This is a genomic window from Lelliottia sp. RWM.1 (genome assembly GCF_016859735.1).
In the GTDB taxonomy this organism is placed as follows: domain Bacteria; phylum Pseudomonadota; class Gammaproteobacteria; order Enterobacterales; family Enterobacteriaceae; genus Enterobacter.
Map to the genome: position 1 here is coordinate 16,123 of NZ_WLVC01000039.1, position 17,758 is coordinate 33,880.

At 52.3% G+C, this 17,758-nt stretch carries 24 protein-coding genes; all 24 read right to left on the reverse strand.

The window, feature by feature from the left end:
* Nucleotide 1: 1 nt before the first annotated feature.
* On the reverse strand, nucleotides 2-853 hold the full coding sequence (locus tag GF617_RS21050) for a phage minor head protein (RefSeq protein ID WP_203452383.1): 852 nt from the start codon (nucleotides 851-853) through the stop codon (nucleotides 2-4).
* Between the two features lie 7 nt (nucleotides 854-860).
* Nucleotides 861-2,153 (reverse strand): DUF1073 domain-containing protein, encoded by a 1,293-nt coding sequence (locus GF617_RS21055; protein WP_200011094.1) that lies wholly within the window; start codon nucleotides 2,151-2,153, stop codon nucleotides 861-863.
* Entirely contained in the window at nucleotides 2,153-3,571 is a 1,419-nt protein-coding gene (gene terL, locus GF617_RS21060; RefSeq protein WP_203452384.1) for a phage terminase large subunit, read from the reverse strand. Before terL ends, GF617_RS21055 begins: the two co-directional genes overlap by 1 nt.
* Nucleotides 3,537-4,535, reverse strand: a complete 999-nt coding sequence (locus tag GF617_RS21065) for a terminase small subunit (protein ID WP_203452385.1) — start codon at nucleotides 4,533-4,535, stop codon at nucleotides 3,537-3,539. The genes terL and GF617_RS21065 overlap by 35 nt, the downstream gene beginning before the upstream one ends.
* A 276-nt stretch (nucleotides 4,536-4,811) precedes the next feature.
* Nucleotides 4,812-5,267, reverse strand: coding sequence for a hypothetical protein (locus GF617_RS21070; protein ID WP_062778234.1), 456 nt, complete (start codon nucleotides 5,265-5,267; stop codon nucleotides 4,812-4,814).
* A gap of 86 nt (nucleotides 5,268-5,353) precedes the next feature.
* The gene (locus GF617_RS21075) at nucleotides 5,354-5,872 is read right to left on the reverse strand and encodes a DUF2514 domain-containing protein (RefSeq protein WP_174588387.1); all 519 of its coding nucleotides are present in this window, start codon (nucleotides 5,870-5,872) and stop codon (nucleotides 5,354-5,356) included.
* On the reverse strand, nucleotides 5,869-6,417 hold the full coding sequence (locus GF617_RS21080) for a lysozyme (protein WP_203452386.1): 549 nt from the start codon (nucleotides 6,415-6,417) through the stop codon (nucleotides 5,869-5,871). Before GF617_RS21080 ends, GF617_RS21075 begins: the two co-directional genes overlap by 4 nt.
* Entirely contained in the window at nucleotides 6,389-6,667 is a 279-nt protein-coding gene (locus GF617_RS21085; RefSeq protein WP_001568784.1) for a phage holin, read from the reverse strand. The genes GF617_RS21080 and GF617_RS21085 overlap by 29 nt, the downstream gene beginning before the upstream one ends.
* Nucleotides 6,668-7,087: 420 nt before the next feature.
* Nucleotides 7,088-7,918 carry an antitermination protein gene (locus GF617_RS21090; protein WP_203452387.1) on the reverse strand — a complete coding sequence of 277 codons (831 nt, stop codon included), beginning with the start codon at nucleotides 7,916-7,918 and terminating at the stop codon, nucleotides 7,088-7,090.
* The gene (locus GF617_RS21095; protein ID WP_176350150.1) at nucleotides 7,915-8,055 is read right to left on the reverse strand and encodes a YlcG family protein; all 141 of its coding nucleotides are present in this window, start codon (nucleotides 8,053-8,055) and stop codon (nucleotides 7,915-7,917) included. Before GF617_RS21095 ends, GF617_RS21090 begins: the two co-directional genes overlap by 4 nt.
* Nucleotides 8,052-8,660 carry a recombination protein NinG gene (locus tag GF617_RS21100; protein ID WP_103798105.1) on the reverse strand — a complete coding sequence of 203 codons (609 nt, stop codon included), beginning with the start codon at nucleotides 8,658-8,660 and terminating at the stop codon, nucleotides 8,052-8,054. The genes GF617_RS21095 and GF617_RS21100 overlap by 4 nt, the downstream gene beginning before the upstream one ends.
* Before the next feature lie 2 nt (nucleotides 8,661-8,662).
* Nucleotides 8,663-8,869: a hypothetical protein gene (locus tag GF617_RS21105; RefSeq protein WP_096321128.1), complete on the reverse strand. Its 207-nt coding sequence runs from the start codon at nucleotides 8,867-8,869 to the stop codon at nucleotides 8,663-8,665.
* A complete protein-coding gene (locus tag GF617_RS21110; RefSeq protein ID WP_203452388.1) occupies nucleotides 8,869-9,465 on the reverse strand; it encodes a DUF1367 family protein in 597 nt (198 codons plus the stop codon). Before GF617_RS21110 ends, GF617_RS21105 begins: the two co-directional genes overlap by 1 nt.
* A gap of 124 nt (nucleotides 9,466-9,589) precedes the next feature.
* Nucleotides 9,590-11,632: a DNA cytosine methyltransferase gene (locus GF617_RS21115; protein WP_203452389.1), complete on the reverse strand. Its 2,043-nt coding sequence runs from the start codon at nucleotides 11,630-11,632 to the stop codon at nucleotides 9,590-9,592.
* Nucleotides 11,629-11,886: a hypothetical protein gene (locus GF617_RS21120; protein WP_193146807.1), complete on the reverse strand. Its 258-nt coding sequence runs from the start codon at nucleotides 11,884-11,886 to the stop codon at nucleotides 11,629-11,631. The genes GF617_RS21115 and GF617_RS21120 overlap by 4 nt, the downstream gene beginning before the upstream one ends.
* Nucleotides 11,887-12,114: 228 nt before the next feature.
* Nucleotides 12,115-12,963 carry a DUF551 domain-containing protein gene (locus GF617_RS27205; RefSeq protein WP_239006565.1) on the reverse strand — a complete coding sequence of 283 codons (849 nt, stop codon included), beginning with the start codon at nucleotides 12,961-12,963 and terminating at the stop codon, nucleotides 12,115-12,117.
* Nucleotides 12,964-12,973: 10 nt separating this feature from the next.
* Nucleotides 12,974-13,729 (reverse strand): hypothetical protein, encoded by a 756-nt coding sequence (locus GF617_RS21130; RefSeq protein WP_181219472.1) that lies wholly within the window; start codon nucleotides 13,727-13,729, stop codon nucleotides 12,974-12,976.
* 1 nt (nucleotide 13,730) lies between these two features.
* Complete coding sequence (locus tag GF617_RS27210; protein WP_239006566.1) at nucleotides 13,731-14,081, reverse strand: ead/Ea22-like family protein; 351 nt, start codon at nucleotides 14,079-14,081, stop codon at nucleotides 13,731-13,733.
* Nucleotides 14,078-14,266 carry a hypothetical protein gene (locus GF617_RS21140; RefSeq protein ID WP_200084537.1) on the reverse strand — a complete coding sequence of 63 codons (189 nt, stop codon included), beginning with the start codon at nucleotides 14,264-14,266 and terminating at the stop codon, nucleotides 14,078-14,080. The genes GF617_RS27210 and GF617_RS21140 overlap by 4 nt, the downstream gene beginning before the upstream one ends.
* Nucleotides 14,263-14,907: a hypothetical protein gene (locus GF617_RS27215; RefSeq protein WP_239006567.1), complete on the reverse strand. Its 645-nt coding sequence runs from the start codon at nucleotides 14,905-14,907 to the stop codon at nucleotides 14,263-14,265. Before GF617_RS27215 ends, GF617_RS21140 begins: the two co-directional genes overlap by 4 nt.
* Nucleotides 14,904-15,215: a hypothetical protein gene (locus tag GF617_RS21155; RefSeq protein WP_203452390.1), complete on the reverse strand. Its 312-nt coding sequence runs from the start codon at nucleotides 15,213-15,215 to the stop codon at nucleotides 14,904-14,906. The genes GF617_RS27215 and GF617_RS21155 overlap by 4 nt, the downstream gene beginning before the upstream one ends.
* 2 nt (nucleotides 15,216-15,217) lie before the next feature.
* Nucleotides 15,218-15,970 carry a DUF1627 domain-containing protein gene (locus tag GF617_RS21160; protein WP_099531225.1) on the reverse strand — a complete coding sequence of 251 codons (753 nt, stop codon included), beginning with the start codon at nucleotides 15,968-15,970 and terminating at the stop codon, nucleotides 15,218-15,220.
* A gap of 11 nt (nucleotides 15,971-15,981) precedes the next feature.
* On the reverse strand, nucleotides 15,982-16,674 hold the full coding sequence (locus GF617_RS21165; RefSeq protein WP_099531223.1) for a replication protein P: 693 nt from the start codon (nucleotides 16,672-16,674) through the stop codon (nucleotides 15,982-15,984).
* Complete coding sequence (locus GF617_RS21170) at nucleotides 16,658-17,650, reverse strand: replication protein (protein ID WP_121581794.1); 993 nt, start codon at nucleotides 17,648-17,650, stop codon at nucleotides 16,658-16,660. Before GF617_RS21170 ends, GF617_RS21165 begins: the two co-directional genes overlap by 17 nt.
* Nucleotides 17,651-17,758 lie beyond the last annotated feature (108 nt).

The following is a 17,758-nucleotide window of genomic DNA, read 5'->3' on the forward strand; positions in this document are numbered from 1 at the left end:
ATTAATCCCATGAGACGTAAGGGAGGGCCAAGCATCGGCATTGGTAATCCTCGCCGGGTTTACCGATGAATGCCCCGATGGTTGAGCGTTTCTTCCACGTTTTGCCGCCGTCGTCTGAGTAGACCGTCGGATCGGAGTATTTACAGAGCATGCCGTTTAACGCGGAATGGCTGTCTCGTTCCCGTTCATCGCCAGTGCCGCCCCACTCATACAGGTCAAGGCCAAGAGCCACATTGCGCGCTTCAGTCAGGTCTGCGTTCAGTTTTGAGGTCTGGTCGCGAGCGATGAACCTTGCACGATTGCGGGTGACGTTCCCGCGCTCCTTGATTATGTCGATCAGGTTTTCATGTCGGCCGCCGTCTTTCATGTTCTCGAAAACCGCCGCGCCGATATCGTGGATAAAGTCGGTATGGATGGAGGTAATCAGGTCAACGTTGTCACTGACTGCCTTTTCCATTTCTGGCTTTATCGCGCCATCGCCGAGCATCCCGGTCAGGTCAATCCCAAAAGCCTGAGAGAAAGTGCGCTGCGTCTGCTCTTTGTTCTGCTGGTTTGCCCTCGTAACGAATCCGGCAGAGAGTCGGGCGGCAACCTCCTGAATTGAAATGCTCGCCAGACGCTGCATGACAGCGGCAAGACGCGTCGTAATCGAGAGAGGCGTGCTATCAGGGGTATCGGCAAGCACAGGCTTACCCAACTCGTCAATAAACGCCTGGACCATGCTGTCGATAAAATCCGTCAACCTGTCCCGATACCATACCTCTGCTCGCTTACTGGCGGTCGGTGGACGCATTCGCCGACGGCGCGGTTTCAAACGTCCCTGCTTACGCTCAAGAAGCAGTTTTAATTCCATAATCCCCTCAGAAGCCAGCATTCGCCCCGGCGCTGACTATCGCCTTGATTTCAGATTCAGTAACAGTCTTCAGCACGCCGCGGTTTACCATCTCCCTGATGGCAACCTCTTCCGTCAGAATTGACGACGTTACCAGCGTATTGAAGCCCGTCGCATACTGGCTAAACCGGTTAGCTTCGTCAGCCTCATTAATGCTGTCGATTGTCGGGTATTCGTAGGTAAGGCTTTCCGTTATGGCGAGTTTGTCCAGTGTGAACTGGTCGGCGAAATCCTGCATAGGGCGAAGCCTGGACTCCTGCAGGCCGTTAATCGTCTCGTAATAGGATTTGTTATCTTCCTCGCCGCTGCTGAACCCGCTGGCCGACTCACCAAACAGAACCGTTATCGGTCTGTCCAGCGCCCCGGCCAGTACAATCGCCATTTTGCTGATCACATCCGACAGTCCGGTAAATTGCGCGTTTTTTTGCTCATAGCGCCCCTGCGCCTGAGTATCACCAGCATCAATCAATAACATCCCGGTTGAAGATTTGGTGTCCTTCATCACCCTGGCGTACTCGCGCACCTGTCCTTCCTGACCCGCTGCGATCTGGTTATTCATGCCGGGGATAAACAGAACATCGACATTCGCTTCCTGAATGGTGTCGCCGGTGCTCAGGATTGCAGTGTCGAACGTTTTGATGTGCTCGTAGGGCGCCTGAAGGTCTGACGTGCCAAACTTCGCGCGATCCTTAATACTGTGATTACCCAGTTTTGTCCGGCAGCAGCGGGAGTGGTGAAACCTGAGTTGCTTTGTCCCGACATCAAGTTGATACGTCAGCGGCTCACCAAAACAGTCCGAACGTATGTCGGTGATGACATTACTGTCCGGCGTGTACTCCCCTTTACGGAACACCAGGAATTTAACGATATCTTCGCTTTGCAAATTGAGCGGCAGGGCGATCTGGTCATCAGCACAATCAGTGATAGCCACGATTAGCGAATCTCCCAGCAGGGAGGCCCACCCCAGCGCGCTGTGAAAAACTGCGTTCAATTTCAGTTCTTTTTCGGCATCAGCGATGCGCTTGGTTATGGAGCTATCGACATCGCCAGAAAATTTACGGGGCAACTTCAGCATGTCGTCGGCGGTTTTGTTGATGTACTTTTTCACCACCCACGATTTTTTATACATCGCGAGCAGCTCTTTATCAGGTACGTCAGGCTTACGGCTGCTATACCGTACTGCGCCAATCTTCTCGCCGAGCGAGGTCATTAAGCTAACCAGGCCATCATTCAGACGACCAACGATATTTTTTCTCGTCATTACATGATGTCCAGTGGGCTGAGTGTTTTTCTCTGATACAAATCGCGTAACCCCTGCGTCATTGCATCGACAACGTCATCGTTCGCACCGACAGGGAACGTGGTAATTTCCTCGACCGTCTCGGTGATCCACGGTGCGATGTCTTTATGGGGAAGGAAAACGTTACCTGCTTCCCATACAGCGGTGATCGCATGCGCCCGGGCGACTTTGCTGCCGTCCGGTTCAACGGGAACGAGTCCTGCTACGGTGCTTTTCAGTGAATCAATAACCGCCGGGCCGTTGGCTTTATCCTCCACCAGCTTACGTAAGCCTTTGGGGTATTCGTCAGCCATGCGTTTAACGGCTTTCAGCGTTGCGGTAAAGCTCATGCGCGCGCGTACCTGGTGAAGCAGATAAGCATTGGCGCCCTTTTTACCCCACACCTGACCGACAACGTAGTCAGTGCCTTCGCTGTCTTTAAACGTCATATCCCAGCTGTGGATGACTATGTCGAAGTTGGTCGGCAAGTCTTTCGGGAGGTAATACTTGATCCACTCGTCTTTGAAGATTGAGCCGCCAGCCTGCTTCGGTGACTGCTGATACATCGCGGACCAGAAGTAATCCCCCAGGATAGCTTTTGTCTCTAACAGCTTGTCGATCGGGTGCAGGTCTGGCACCAGCGCTTCGCCCCGTTCGTTGATGGCGGGGAACGCCAGCACTTTAGCTTTCGGGGTTTTCTCCACCACTCGACCGGACAGGTCATCTGTCGCCCAGCGGGTCGCCATGATGATTTCGCCACTGTTTTTGGACAGACGCGTTTTGAACGTGGATACGTACCAGTTCCAGATCGATTTTTTGGTAGTCGGGGACAGCGCCTCTTTGGAGTTTTTTATCGGGTCATCGATGATACCGAGATCGATTTTCTTACCTGTTAACGGACCGCCTACGCCAGCACAAACATACGTTCCCTTATGGTTGGCTATACCGAATTCGTCAGTGTTACGCTTGACGGCAACACCATCGTCGGGTTTATTGCCCAGCCAGGCGTCAGGAAATATGTTGCGGTATTCAGGCGTAGACATAATGCGCTGAACGTCGGCGTTCATGTCCCCGGCAAGGTCAGCAGAGTACGACAGCGCACCTACGCGCATTTCAGGGTACTTGCCGAAGAAATACGCTGGCAAATAACGAGAGACAATATCCGATTTACCATGCTGCGGCGGCGCGCCGAGAATAAGTATCGGGCGCAGCCCGTTCATCATATCCAGCAGGAACTGATCCAGAGCATCGCAGACCGTCTGAGAGAACTTGCTGGTGATGTATTCGGGATTAATGTACTGAATGAAGTCGTGGAGGCTGGCCCGGGCGTTGCGCCGCTTGAGTAACTCTGCCGCTGCTTCCTGCTTACTTACCAGCGATAATTGCGGCGAGCTGCTCATCAGTCAGATCCTCCGCGCTTACTGTGTGATTATGCTGTATGGGCTCACCATTCGGGCCACTTAACTCAGTTTTGGTTTTCAGCATGCCGAGGTGCTGCGCGACCATCTTCATAGCCTCATCCTGATTGCGGGTGATCATTTCAAGACCAAATTTTCCCTCTTTAATCCCGGCAAAAAGGCGGCGCTCTGCCCCCTTCAAATCTCGCGTGTCGTGGAAAACAGGACGGCTCAGACCAACGCCATTGCAGCGGGGGCAATCCGGGTTCGGATCCAGTGTGCCGTCGTAGCCGTAGCCGCCTGTATCCTTAGGCAGTATGGCACCTTCCTTCCCCTTAACCTTTTCTTCCGCTTCCTCAAACTCAACTGCATCGCGCCACTGGTAGTTAAAACCTAGCCCCCAGCAGTAACGGCAACAGCCGCGGTGATGTTCAGTCAGTTGCGTAGCGTCTGCCGTCGCAATGTCCCACCACCATTTCAACACTTCGTCTTGTGTAACTTTCACTCTTCGCGAACGTTCATCCAGCGCGTCGCGAATTGCCTGGCTGACCTTAGCATTTCTTAGCAGGCGCGAGGCGTTAACGTAAGCCGTATTTCCTTCACCTTTATAGCCAGCTCGCTTGTATGCAGCGGTCCTGTTCAGATCGAGAAGATACTCTTCGACAAACCTGATCTGCATATCGTTAAGGCCGTAATTGCGCAGGTTGAAGGGTTGCGCACTTTCCGGTATATCGGTCTGCGCATCAGTTGGGGATTGCTCATACTGCGCAGTGGTAGGGGCTTGTTCAGTCTGCGCATTGCGCACTTTCTTTTGCGCAGTTTTTTGCGCAGTTGGCTTTTTGATGTAGCGCCGCGCAGATGTGTAATTCAGTCCCTGCGCTTCACACCAATCCTTTGGTGATACGCCGGTTGCGGCATGTTCGGACAGGAACCGTTGCTGAAGCTCGCCCCAGTCCGGTTTTGTCATTGCTTACTCCAATAAAAAAGCCACCAGCGGATGCCAGTGGCTTGGGTGTGGTAATCAGGAATGGATTCGGACCATTGAGCCAGAAGATATTGGTCGTCTGCACCATCCTCCAACTTATAGCAGCGTCACGCTTCGTCCGGACCGGTATTACCCGACACTCGCGCACCTGATTAATGAGTTTCGACATTATCACAGGAACTCGGTGAATGCCTGTTGTAAAATCTAAACTAATAGCAACTAACAGGAGGTGGTGATGAAATCATCACGCGAAAATAATCAATCCTGCAACGTATTAACTACGCTTCGCAAATCATTTTTAAGCTGCTTAGTTATGATTTCAATATTAGTATCGAACCAACCCGCATCCTGATCAGAAAACTCATAACCAGGTGAAATGAGCCCAAGCATACCTTTCTTAGACTCTAACGGGGAACGACCTTCCACCCCTTTCGTTATGGCAAGCACCTGATACGGAAGATAGCTTAAATCCTCTTCGGTCATGCCTGCTCTAGCCGCCACATCAGCAACACATGTCATGATTATGCCACTACAAACTTTTGCCTCAGTGATTGCAGTGCTAATAATAACAAGGCTAATTCTGTCTAAATCCTTCTGGTCAATATAATTTCCTGCCATAGAATTTCTGAATGTAAGCGACATAACTTCCATCCAGTGAGCTATATACTTTCTTACCTTTGCAGAAGCAATATTGCGCCTGAATTGCTTGAACATTAAATTCTCCATTTTATGAGAACTAATACTTTAACCTAAAGACAACAAAGTCAAAAGCCCAGTGGTCACCTCTGTTAAAACCCCTTCTATTGCGAGGCTATAGGGTTATTGTTTGACTCTCTCACCGAGTCGTAAATCCGCTCACACGTCATCCCGGCGCGGTAGCGTTCGTCAGCGATTCCAGCATATCGCTGAGCTTCTGCTGCAATATCTCCGAGCATGTTGGCGAACATTCTGGCGTCGGCGTCGGTTGTTTTGCTTCTGACGGCAGCGGCAAGATCTGCGGTATGCTTTGCGGCGTCCAGGCGGGTAGCGAGTTTTGTTGCTTCGGTGCGCAGCTGGCTAACAGTGGCAGACAGACCAGCAGCAGTGGCAGCAGATTTAGCGGCTTGCGCTTGTGCATCTTTTACAGCCTCATCACGGGCAATAATGCGCCCTTGTTCAATCATGCGGGCAGCGGTCTGTGCGTTCGCTGTTTGCGATGATTCCACGCTGTCACGTTCCGCCCACTTTTTTTCCCACCCGCGACTGCTCCATACACTGCCGGCGATAAATGCGACGGCCACCAGCACCGAAATGGCAATGAACTGATAGCGCAGGCTCACTGGTCTATCCCCCAGCACGTCAGCGCGCTTTCCTGGTCTCGTCGTTCTACCTGGCCATAGCAGCCATTTTTCTGGCCTTTGGTCAGACGACAGTCGCGGCCACCGTCTTTAATCCACCAGCGGATCGCTTCACAGGCTCCTTTACGGTCGCCAGCATTGATGCGCTTATAGAACGTAGACGGGAAACATTTCCCGGGGCCAATGTTGTAAGGGCAGAAAGAAGCGATACCAGCTTTCTGCGGCTCGGTCAGCGGAACTTTTATATTTCGCTCAACCCACGCCAGTGCCTTATCACGCTCAATGGCGTTTACCTGAGCGCATTTCTCAGCAGACAGCTTCATACCCTGAACTACTGGTTTGCCATCAACCATCGTGGCGCCACGGCAAATCGTCCAGAGCCCGCCGCCGTCACGATACGCCGTCAGGCTGTTACCCTCTTTCTCATCCAGAAACTGATCGAGAATCACGGGCGCTGAAGCCCCCGCAAGAATTAAACCAACGACCGCTGCACTCAGTTTATTCTTCAGCTTTGGTGGCATAGCCATTGCGCCGATCCTCCCGTTCTTTCCAGCGGAAATACCAGTTCACTGCACAGGTGATAACGGTGCATGCGATACCGACAATAATTGCCCAGTCGCTCAGGCTTAACCCTGCAATTCTGTCGGCCAACATCCAGGACACCTCTTTTGCTGTTTTAGCTGTTTCGGCATATGCCTTCGCTGATACACCGCAGCCGGTCAGCGTGGTTCCTGTTCCATATGAAAGTCTGCTGTAAATGGTGCTCATTCTGGTCATAGCCTCACCTCCGATTCTTCGGATGGCGCTGTGTGTGTGATGAAAAGGTCAGGCTTCACGGGCTGGATTTATCAACAAAGCACGTAGCGGATGATTCCCGTGAACCTGAAATGAAAAATGCCGCCAAGCGGCAGCCCTGTTTTAATGAAAAAAAACCGCTGACATCACGGGAAGCAGCGGCTAATAGGCACGGTCAAAGTTTTACTTATAGTTATTCGTCAAATATTGCATGAATGAAAAAACACATCAAACGCAAAAATTGAACACTTTTGGACAATGAGCTGAACACTCACGCTCCAGAAACGCAAAAGCCCCACGGTGTTATCCGCGGGGCTTGAAACGAAGGCATTAACCCATCGTTGGGATAAAATTAACACAGATTCGGGAAAAGTAAATAGCTGGAATTAACTTCCATAACCGTTATCGTGTTATTTGTTTCAGTTGGTTCTCTGCCCATGCCTCTTCAATATCGAATTTCGTAATCAGCTGATCATAGAACGGTTTAACGGACTTCTTCCACGTATCCAGGCTGATTACATCCGTAATCTGGCAAATAGCTGCGTGGGTCTCAGTTGACGGGATGCGCTCATATCCGCGACCGCCACAGCGCTTGCAGGTGCTGAATACTGGAACGCCTTGCTGCTTCGTTTCCTTCTGATTCACCGCTTTCCCACGGCCACGGCAATCACTACATGCGCAACTGATGGCTTTTTTCCCTTTGCACTGAGGACAGAGAACGCGCGTTATCTCTTTTACCTCACGCCTGTTTTGGTGCTGCGAAGGTATCACCTTCAAACCAAACGCTTTTGATGCCTTAATGATTTCTTTTGCATGTGCCGGCGTATTGGTTTTCATACTGAATACCTCAGCATCAATAAAGCCCTCACCGTTGCAGCAATCGCACCGTTTTACACTGGCTGCGCTGCGGGAATAATCCTCAAATGCGAAGGTGGCCAACTGGTGCATCACCTGAGGCTTAACCCCGAAATCCAACTTACGCAGTGCGGCAACCTTGTCACATTTGGTCATCGCGTACTCAGCCAGCAGTCCGATCGCCCGATCCCGGTCATTATTACTTATGCCCATCTTGCCGAGGAAGGCGCTGTAACCCATTGCGGCGCGTTCCTGCGTCATGCCCATGGCAGCCATTATGTCGGTACCGGTCAGTGAATCGGAGGCGGTAGAGCGCGGAGAATCGCTAATCAGTGTGGATTTAGCGAAGTGGTATTTCACTGTGTTTTCAAGGTTCATAGCGCTTCTCCAGCATAAGTTTTCACGTAATTCTTCAGTATTCGGTAGTCCGTCAGCACAGAGCCGGGAAAGTGATATAAGCGCAATCGTTGCCAACGAACGCGGAGGTGATCGGCAAAACAGGATTCAAATGTCATGCAGCCTCCCTTGCTTTGACGAGTTGTCGCCTCAGCGCGCTGTAATGCTTTCTGATGGCTTCGAGTTCTTCGATGGTGTATCGGTGCGGGGTGTTATTGTTTTCGAGCGCCTCAACGCGTTCAGCCCCAATTTTCTCTATAAGGCCAAGGCGGTACTGCTGCTGATTGCCCGACAGCTGAACGTTACAGTGGTGGCACTGTTTACTGATATTGTCTTCGTGATAGCGGAGATGTGACGCTTTCCCACGTGAGCGGTAATGCCCGGCTTCCCACTGGACGGTGTCGAACGTCCCACAACTGATGCATGGCAAATCATGGTCACGCTCGCGAATATAGTCATTGACGACGCGCTGGGTTAAATCCTCCCAGTGCTTCAGCGGCTTAACTGCAGCTTTACGCTGGCGCCAGGCGGCTCGCTCTTTCTTCTCAGTAGCGCGCTGTTTGGCGGACTCTTTGCGCTTAGCGTCTTCACGGGCTTTTCTGGTCTGCTCTTTCCCGACGGCGCTGGCGCACTCATAACCGCAGACAGTCTGCGTGTCGCGAACCGGGTGGAACCACTGCCGGCATTCTTTGTTGGCACACTTGCGGCGAGGTAATTTAGCCATAATCACCCCCAGACCTTTTGGCGAAAGGTTCTTGGTGTGCGCGCCGGATGCTCGCATTCAGGCAATTTTGCGCTGACAGTCCAGGTGATATTGTCGCGGTTCAGGCTGCGTTCTACCGTGGCGCCGCGGCGTCGGTAACAGGCAATAAGTTCGTCGGCCTGTTCGGTTGTGCATTCGTGATGGTGGAACCAACTTAGTTTCATCGCCATCACCCCGCAAAGCTCATGAGCTGCGCAGCGGCATTCTCGGCGTCATTCGCTGACCGAAATTTTCGACGCAGTATGTAGTTCCAGAGAACGTTGAGCACCGACTGATAGACGCCGTTAAATTCGGCATCATCCATGCTGGCAAAGGAGATTGATTTAGCGATTTTTCGACGGGATCCATCGGGCATGGTGTATTCGTCGTAGAAACCAGCCTGAATGGTTGCCCACTCGCGGAAGGATTCGAAGTGCTTCAATAGTACGGTTTCGCGGGAACGGGCCAGACCGATGCTGTTGAGGTACATCTCAGCAGAATTGTAGAGAGCGTCACGTTGTGTCGGGTTTGATGACAGGAAATCAATATACCCGGAGATTAGCGACCGCTCTGATTCCTCAACAAGTCCGCCGGTTGGTGTCCAGTAGTGATAGCCAAGTGACAATAGCTTGAAGAATTTTTTGTGGAAGGCGTAATTGCGCGGTTTGCGGAACTCGCCAGTAAGCACCTGGCCAGTTGGCAATAGTTGCAAAAATTCGCTGGTTCCGGGATCAAGCGGAATCAGAGCGTTCTGGAAGGTCTTTTCAAAATACAGTGGTTGCGCCATGGTTTCTCTCCGTGGCGCATCAAGTTGTCAGTTGTTCAGGCTGACACTGACATTATGTACAGTTGATAATAGAAAATCAATACAAGAAATCCCCGCCGTAGCGGGTTGAATTAGCGATGTTTTATTACGCCGCTATTTGTTTCTGCTGACAAAGCTCCGGCAAATTAGCACGCACCAAAGCCTCGGCAAACGGCGGGGGAACCGCATTACCACATCGCGCAACCTGCTTGTCCTTAGCATACTTCTTACCCCGATAGTCCTGGTCGATGATGTACCACTCAGGGAATCCCTGAGCGCGGTATAGCTCGTGCGGTTGCAGCATACGCATGCCAATATCAACTATGCGGTAAGTTATGCCGTCAACTGTCACCAGCCCGTCGCAATCCTCGCCGCAGTATTTCCGCAGAAACTCAAGCGTCTGCTGCGCGCGATGTTCGTCGTATTCATCGACAGCAAGAGTGGTTTTTACCTCCCCTACGTGCAGCCCGCCCGCCGTCACCGTTGGCATTGGCTCGCTGGTTGGCTGCCCATCGCGGCATGTTCCACGCAGTTTCACCAGATGAGAGGCAACTACTGCATGATGGTCGACAGTGGTCACTGAGTGCGCGGGTTCATCCATACTGACACCCGGCCCCGTATAGTTACCGCCGTAGTGTTTAGCCAGGAACGCGCTCACCGTCGCGAATTTATTTCCACCTGCAGTAACGGTCCCCAGCGGGTTATCCAGTCGCAACACACGCGGTTCTTGCCCGGGACGTTCACCATATCCCATCTGAATCAGCGTAGGCGTCACCAGTTGAGATTTACCGCCACCACCAGCTGTGATGGTTGCGCTCGGTTCGTCTGCCCGGTGTCCGACACTGGCCCCAAACTGGCGGGCTATCACTGGCGCAACCAGACAGGCGCGGGATTGCTTCAGAATGGTGTGAGCACGTTTATCCAGCGGGCGCGGTTTAGCCTGGTATTCACTGCCACCATTACCGGCCAGGAACGGCGTCAGTGCAGCTTCAACAATCCCGAGTGCATGCCCATTCCCGCCCGGGCGTTTTGATGTACCAGCAGTTACCGTCGGTACCGGTTCGGTAACGGGCTGCCCGGTTGCGCCGGTACGGAACTTTGTCAGGTGTGGAACGGCTAACGCGTAGCCATGGGTTTTGGTAATGGTCTGCAATGGCTCACTCAGTGCCTGCCCACGGAAACAGTCGTATTTCCCTTTGGTCGTAGTGTGGTTGCATTTCACGATGAACGGCGATGCACTGTCGATAACAAAGCGCTGTATACCGCGCGCGATGCGCTTCAGGGTATTTTCTGCCAGCGGTTTTTTGCGGTCGAAAATCGACGGTGCCGGAATTGTCCAGTCGATACACTCCGCAGCTGTACGCCATGGTGCCAGCCTGCCAGCCTGAACCGCAGGTGATTTCGGATCCCCATGCGTTGGTTCCGGCCACACAATCGGCTTCCCATCACGGCGCATGACCATGAAGAAACGTTTTCTGATTGTCGGTGCGCCATAGTCGCAGGCGCGCAGTTCGCGATACTCCACGACATAGCCCAGACCTTTAATCAGCCGTGCGGCATCCTCGCTATCAAGCGAAATATTCAGAAACTCACAACATTCAGCCAGCGCCGGATGTGATGCAGAAATACCTGTCGTCAGCATTGCGACAAAGGCGTTAAAGGTCTCACCGATACGCGCCGGGTCAGGACGCTGTTCGACTGGTTCAGGTGGTCCGATAAATTCATCAAGGAAGCGATCCGCGTGACTGATGAATGGCATTTCGCGTAATAATGGCCCCCACGTTTTAAACTCTTCGACGTTCTCCAGTTTCATTACCCGCGGCTCAACATCCAGCCCCCAGCGTAATACTACCCAGGCCAGTCCGCGGATCGCTTTCTCAACAGGTTTAGCGCCTTTTGCTTTAGAAAAGTGGCGGCAATCAGGAGAAAACCACGCCAGCGCCACCGGACGACCCGCGGTAGCTACCTTTGGGCGAACCTCATACACAGACTCGCAGTAGTGCAATGTATCAGGGTGGTTCGTTGTGTGCATCGCCACGGCGTTCTCGTCGTGGTTGATAGCAATATCAACGCTGCGACCGATTGCCAGCTCAATTCCCGTACTCGCCCCGCCGCCGCCGGCAAAGTTATCAACGATGATTTCTCTCACGCGTATTTCTCCATAGCGATGGCCAGTGACCGGGCCGCAGCGATTATTGACGGTACCGGCATTTTCTCCAGCCACATGCGGTTGATGTGATGCTTCAGGCGGCGCTGGTGATGTGCCGGAAGATCCCCGGCACTTTCAATCTGGCTATATACCATTCCTACTTCGGCAGGCCAGACAGTTTCCTCAACATTCACCAGCAGCAGGTTTTCCAGCTCAATTATCCGGTTCGTGGCATATTGCAGTAGCTGATCCATCACTTCGTCTCCCGCCATGCCCGCTTATTACATCTCGGGAAGCGTTCTAGCCTCCATATCCAAATCATCCACAACATCTTATTAAATTCAGGTAGTGCCCGATAATCATCAGCACTCATTTCGAGGGCCTTGAATCGCCACTTTGCCACCTTGACCACCCGCCACAGCATCACCATAAAAAACAGAGTGCAAACAACAAGGAAACCGAAAAAAAGATAAGTACTCACCTCACTCCTCCTGCTGCGGTGCTGCTGGCAGTGGCATCCAATGGGTTACCAATATGTGCTCTATACAGCATGCGGCGGCCACATCTACGCTGTCGAAAAACAGCCCTGAATGCTCATCAAAGAACGATACAAAGCAATGCCCCATCCTGTTCCTGGTTAGAACCTCCTGCTCGTCTTCCGGCATCCGCTCGCTGCACTTAATCCAGCCATCCTGAATCACCGGAGAGTTGCCATCGGATAATGGCATATCCGGCCCCTTGCGTATCGCCTTTGACAATTCGATAGGGTCATCGTAAAGCCAGTCGCCAGTTTCCGGATGATTTGCTTTTGCCAGTTGTGCTGCCCATTCCAGCCCGTCTTTGTGCCCTTGCAGGTAGTCCAGCGGTAATTCATCGCAATTACTTGCAGGTTCGGCACCCTGAAGCAAGGCGGCGCGGCAAGCGTTCCAGCCCTCCCACATCCTAACGAAATCATGGGCTAACCATGCGGAATATGCCGTTACTGCATATCCGGTACCGCAGCGGGTGACATGCTTCGGCATTTTGAATGTTCGCTCGAATGCATCTCGCGGATCTTCATCCGGCACTACCGGCGCTCTCGGCTTGCCCTGGCTATCTGACGGCGCTAACGGAGCGTTTCTCAGTACAGTGGCCAGCATTTCAATATCTACTGGTGCAGGCTCAGCACCAAATGCCGCAATAGCCCCATCAATAACCTTCACAGCATCAGCCATTGCGTAGCCGAGATTACCGCCGTCGCTTTGTGCTGCTGCTTTGCTGAGTATTTCGCTTATCTGGTGCAGGCGATCGAGTGATACAGGATCGTGCGCTGGGTGGTTGTTAGTTGTCATGGGTTATTCCTTAAACTGCTAATTGCAGTTGCATGTCGAACCGGTCACGCTGCTCGCAGTACGCGAGAGAGCCGGGGCTGTTATGCGATTCAATGCGCTCTACCATTAACGCGGCGCGGGTTTCTTTTGAAGCTGGCGCGTAAGCACCAGACCATGCTTTATCGATGCCGATGTTACGGGCGACATTTGTACTATCAGCGCTGGCTAACGGTAACTTTGTGAATATCAGCGGGTTTAACATGCGCAAACCGTGCAACTTCGTGACAGGCTGGCTGTGAGCATCAACAACATAACGAATCAGGTCTTTCATTCTGGCTACAGCAAGGTTGGGACGCTTAACGTCATAGTCACCACATGAACCTATTGCAACGCGGGGATACTCATTGCAGAGCCTGATAAAACGCTCGTCGCTTTCATTCATGTGCCAGACAGGAACGCCGAAAAACTCCCCATGCGGCCACTCATCAAGAAGCGCTTCGTTTTCTTCCTCGCCGCCGTCGATAACATCCGGGATGATGGCGAAATCAAAGCCAGGATGATTTTTCCAGCGGGCCACAAACTCGTAGTAATCGCTCCAGTCGATTTTGTTTTTGCCAGCTGCTTTCCACGCAGTGAATGCACCGTTGTCCAGCGCGAATGACTGGCAGTATTCAGCCGCGAGGTTAATTTGCCCGGAGTGCGCGAAACTGATAAACGCATGGCGTCCTTTCCACGCTTTCATAGCGCACGTATCCGGCGTTATTGGTCCGCCGTGATAGTGAATCATCTCACTCCCCCTTCACGCCAATGCCAGCGGCGGTCAGTAGCGCGATAATTTCGGATTCCTCATAACATGCCACCTTGCCAGCCCACAATTTAGTAGTTGGTAGCTTCACAACAGGCTTATTACGCTCCAGTTTGCGAATAATTTCTGCCGCAGAATCGTGAGCCTCGCGGAAAGAGCGAGCCTGACGCAGCATATCCTCATAGCGTTCCTCTGCGGCTTCCAGCTCATCCAGCAGCGCCAGCACAACCTCTGGGGTTATAGCATCATTGAATTCGTCGCGGTCATAACCCCAACTATCGGATGCTGCTCTCTCCGCCATTTCACGCAGCGCCTGTTTGTTGAGTGCTGTCATTGGGCTGCCTCCAGTTCGGTTGCTGCTTTTTCCACGGCATTTCTGACCCAGGAATTTAGTGTGTAATGGTCTTCTGCGGTCAGCACACCAACTTCATTCTCAACAGAGTCGATAACCTCAAATACATAATTTTCAATGCTGCTGAGCATTGCTTTTGCAACTAATTCACGCGTTAACTTGCTCATAGCGCGGCTCCTTTGCGAAGTTGGGCGGCGAACTCTGCTAACGACTTCTCGGCATACTCTCCAGACAGACCGTCTGCTGCTGGGGCGTTTGCCAGGTCTTCTTTTGCAGTCAGAATCATGCGCACCACGTCGTAGACTTCTGCCAGTGGATTATCAACAAACCCGTGGTTGTATGCGGCTGCGAGGCGGCTGGCCGCATAGTTGATGCCCTCATTACGCGCACTGGCCCGCACTTCAGCCATGAAAGCGTCGGTCGCTGGGGTTTCCATTGCAGCCTTCAGCACGTCGACATACCAATCGACATAGCGGTAATCCAGCATGCCGTCAGATTGTTCAATCCACATGTCATCAGCAATAGCGAACTCAGCCGCTTTTTTCAGCCCCACATTCTCCGCCGCCAGCTCCCTGCACTTGCTCTCGGCGTTAGCGAGCTGTACTGCCATGTCTGTGACTTCGGTTTCAAGTTTTTCAGCGTATTCAATCAGGAGATCGATTCTTTCTGGCGTTACGGTTTTAACGTATTTGCAGATCGATGACACATAATTATCATCCTGGAGTGTGCCAGCCAGGCCATTGCAATATTTCCGATTCCCTTTTGTCGCCTTGATATCGGCGATAATTTTTTTAACGTCTGGTTTCATGCTGATGCTCTCCCGTAAAACGCCAGTACACGCTGCATAGCCGGACTTGTGCGGCAAACTGATGTGACCATGTTTTTGCTCATGTTCGATTTGAGCTGCTTGATGTTCAACTCCCCGCCGGGTTGCAGCGAATAGACCGGGCGATGCGGCTCACCAGTGCGGATTACTACCGCTCTGCGTACCAGGTGAAGCAGCAGGTTGTGTGCTTTCTTGCAGTCGCATCCCAGAAGGTTCTGAACCTGACGAGGGGTTATGGTCTGGTTAACCCGAAGAAAATTGACAATTGCCCACAGTGATTTACTTGCCATCGTTATTCAGCCTCCCCGACAAATAAGCGCAGCACACGGCGATTCCGGTTCACTTCACGAACAGCGTCTCGGAGTTTTTCCAGGCTATCGAGATTGGATTTTGTTTTGCGGATTTCATTACTGATTTCACGCAGTGTCGGGACCAGTACTGGCTGACTCGCCTTTTTCAGCACAGGGATGCTGTCCAGAAACTCTTCAACCTGAACACGGTCCGTATCCGCCACGGCTGGCGCCGCAACCTTCGGTGTGATTTCGATATCTGGCAACTCTGCAAATTCCGGCACCACGGGAACAGCCTTGTCGTCGGGAAGTCCCCATTTAACACCTTTCCCCTGACCGATTTTTTGGATATATCCGCGCTTTGCCATCAGGCATAGATTTGATGCTAAACCTCTGGGATCGCGTCCCACCGCCGACGCGAGTGCTACGGTGTCCATATTCCCGCTTTCAGTCAGTAGTGCGACTATGGCCTCAGGTTTTATCGGTTCGGCAACTTCACCACGCAGCGGCTTTTTTGGAGTGTCGTTCAAATTTTTCGCACGCAGGACAGTTTTAGCTGGTTCTGCTGGTAGCGCTTGTTTTTTGTCTTCTGCACTGGCAACTGACCAGTAACCGTTAACAAATTTTACCGCCCCCTGGTCTTCCATGTTTTCCAGAATCTTAAGCATGTCGCGTACGTCTTTATTCAGCCTGGCGGAAATTTCGCGACAGGTAGATTTGCCCATTGCTTTCAGTGCGTAAATTACAGTTTTCATAGCGTCTCCCGTCAAATCAGACCAGCGTTTTTGCGTTGTTTGTACTGAGCCATCAGCATCTCTGCCGGTGTTGGCCCGGTTACTGGTTTAGGCGCAGCCAGAGCGCGTCGTACTGGTGGTATCGGTTTTCCTGACAACACACGGCGTTCCCACATTTCCAGCACCTTCACAGCTTCGCGCTCCAGTTCCTGTCGGCTCAGTTGCCCTTCGGTGCTACGGTGACGTAGTTCGAGACAGATGTGATACAGAACATCCCTGGACCATGGATATTTCTCACTGCTCGTGTAACGGAAAACCAGCTTCTGCCACTTCCAGTACTCAGCCATGACATCAGCAACCGTGATACCGAGCACACAACGCCCTTCCCTGCACCAGGCAACAAATTGCCCAGGAGATGGCAGAAACGGGCGCTCCTGGCGACGCGCCACACGAAGACCAGCGTTGACCTGCTCCATGGTTGTGATCCCGTTTTCACTGAAAGCCAGCAACCACTGGCGCCGCAATTCGTCGAACTCAGCCTGATTATTGAAGCTGTGAGCGCTGGCCGGGAACGCAGCTCGAAGGGCGCTGAACAGGGAGTTGAAGATTTCCGCAGTTTGCTCAACGTCGGGAGCCTGCACGTCCTGCTGTTCCTGCATACCGTGAGCTACACGTACAAAGTTTTCGCGGTCGAAGTTGACCATCTGCTCAGAAAGGTTTTTCATCGAACACCCCGTTGATCCAGTCTGTGTTGTTGTAATCGACCTTGTTTTTCCCGGTTGCCGGGGCCGCATGGTCACCGCAACGTATACGCCTGGTCGTCAGTTGGTCCCACTGCTTGCGCAGGCTTGAAGGGCTCAGAATGTTGTCTTTCCAGAAATCATCTTTGTTGGCCCATTTGAACAAATCGCAAATGTCGAAGTGCGTACGGTTGTCCTGCACACGCATCAGGCGGATTGTGTTAGCCCATTCGACCCAATTTGGTTCGCTCAGGCTGGCATTGACAGTCAGGCGCAGGGTATGTATCCAGCGTGCCGCTTTGAGATCATCGGCTGTTCCCCAGGACTTACCTGCCGGGGTGTAGATTCCGTCAGCAGCTTCCGGGTGACGAGAGAGGAATTTTTCAGTCGCCTCGTTTCGGGATTCTTCAGAATTCCGAGACGAAGAGATCTTATTATTTATATTGTTGTTATTATATTGTTGTTCATGATGCGCGGGGAATTGCGCGGCCTTATGCGCGGGTAAATGCTCGGCATCGCCACCGGAAGCACCGCCATTACTGGCTTCGTCATGCGCGGCGTAATGCTCGCCGTAATGCGCGGGGAATTGCGCGGGTAAATCGTCTGTTTTTTGAGCATATTGCACATAATTTGTGATGGTAATCACAGTGCCTTTTCTCTTCTCCCCGGCGGTTGAAATCATCCCCTCTTTCACAAAATGAGCCAGCATGCGTTCCACTGCATGACGGCTGGTTGGCTCCCCATTTCGGTCGCATAATTTCAGCCCGAGATCTGCCGAAGTGGTCACCAGTTGTCCGGTTTGTAACGGCCACTGACGGCCTTTAAAGGTGGCCGTATAGGGCTGACGGGCAGCGCCCAACAGAAGGTTTTCCCACAGCGTGCGCAGGAATACATCTTTCGCCCAGGGCTTCTTCAGTACACTCCGGTACAACGGGATGAATCCGGTCTTCTGGTTCTCCATCCGGTTGCTCCTGACGGCGGTACGCGCCGCAAAATCGGCGTAAGCAACATTCGACATAGCTATGCTCCTTTCGCCTGGTGTTTTGTACATGCGTTTGTCATAATGACC

Coding starts and splice junctions, on each gene's coding strand:
- GF617_RS21160 (WP_099531225.1), bottom strand. CDS start 15,970: ATGAAAACTGTAATTTACGCACTGAAAGCAATGGGCAAATCTACCTGT.
- GF617_RS27215 (WP_239006567.1), bottom strand. CDS start 14,907: ATGAAACCAGACGTTAAAAAAATTATCGCCGATATCAAGGCGACAAAA.
- GF617_RS21170 (WP_121581794.1), bottom strand. CDS start 17,650: ATGGAGAACCAGAAGACCGGATTCATCCCGTTGTACCGGAGTGTACTG.
- GF617_RS27210 (WP_239006566.1), bottom strand. CDS start 14,081: ATGACAGCACTCAACAAACAGGCGCTGCGTGAAATGGCGGAGAGAGCA.
- GF617_RS21155 (WP_203452390.1), bottom strand. CDS start 15,215: ATGGCAAGTAAATCACTGTGGGCAATTGTCAATTTTCTTCGGGTTAAC.
- GF617_RS21065 (WP_203452385.1), bottom strand. CDS start 4,535: ATGACAAAACCGGACTGGGGCGAGCTTCAGCAACGGTTCCTGTCCGAA.
- GF617_RS21105 (WP_096321128.1), bottom strand. CDS start 8,869: ATGGCGATGAAACTAAGTTGGTTCCACCATCACGAATGCACAACCGAA.
- GF617_RS21085 (WP_001568784.1), bottom strand. CDS start 6,667: ATGACCAGAATGAGCACCATTTACAGCAGACTTTCATATGGAACAGGA.
- GF617_RS21165 (WP_099531223.1), bottom strand. CDS start 16,674: ATGAAAAACCTTTCTGAGCAGATGGTCAACTTCGACCGCGAAAACTTT.
- GF617_RS27205 (WP_239006565.1), bottom strand. CDS start 12,963: ATGACAACTAACAACCACCCAGCGCACGATCCTGTATCACTCGATCGC.
- GF617_RS21050 (WP_203452383.1), bottom strand. CDS start 853: ATGGAATTAAAACTGCTTCTTGAGCGTAAGCAGGGACGTTTGAAACCG.
- GF617_RS21055 (WP_200011094.1), bottom strand. CDS start 2,153: ATGACGAGAAAAAATATCGTTGGTCGTCTGAATGATGGCCTGGTTAGC.
- GF617_RS21120 (WP_193146807.1), bottom strand. CDS start 11,886: ATGGATCAGCTACTGCAATATGCCACGAACCGGATAATTGAGCTGGAA.
- GF617_RS21110 (WP_203452388.1), bottom strand. CDS start 9,465: ATGGCGCAACCACTGTATTTTGAAAAGACCTTCCAGAACGCTCTGATT.
- GF617_RS21140 (WP_200084537.1), bottom strand. CDS start 14,266: ATGAGCAAGTTAACGCGTGAATTAGTTGCAAAAGCAATGCTCAGCAGC.
- terL (WP_203452384.1), bottom strand. CDS start 3,571: ATGAGCAGCTCGCCGCAATTATCGCTGGTAAGTAAGCAGGAAGCAGCG.
- GF617_RS21130 (WP_181219472.1), bottom strand. CDS start 13,729: ATGATTCACTATCACGGCGGACCAATAACGCCGGATACGTGCGCTATG.
- GF617_RS21100 (WP_103798105.1), bottom strand. CDS start 8,660: ATGGCTAAATTACCTCGCCGCAAGTGTGCCAACAAAGAATGCCGGCAG.
- GF617_RS21095 (WP_176350150.1), bottom strand. CDS start 8,055: ATGACATTTGAATCCTGTTTTGCCGATCACCTCCGCGTTCGTTGGCAA.
- GF617_RS21070 (WP_062778234.1), bottom strand. CDS start 5,267: ATGTTCAAGCAATTCAGGCGCAATATTGCTTCTGCAAAGGTAAGAAAG.
- GF617_RS21090 (WP_203452387.1), bottom strand. CDS start 7,918: ATGAACCTTGAAAACACAGTGAAATACCACTTCGCTAAATCCACACTG.
- GF617_RS21080 (WP_203452386.1), bottom strand. CDS start 6,417: ATGGCTATGCCACCAAAGCTGAAGAATAAACTGAGTGCAGCGGTCGTT.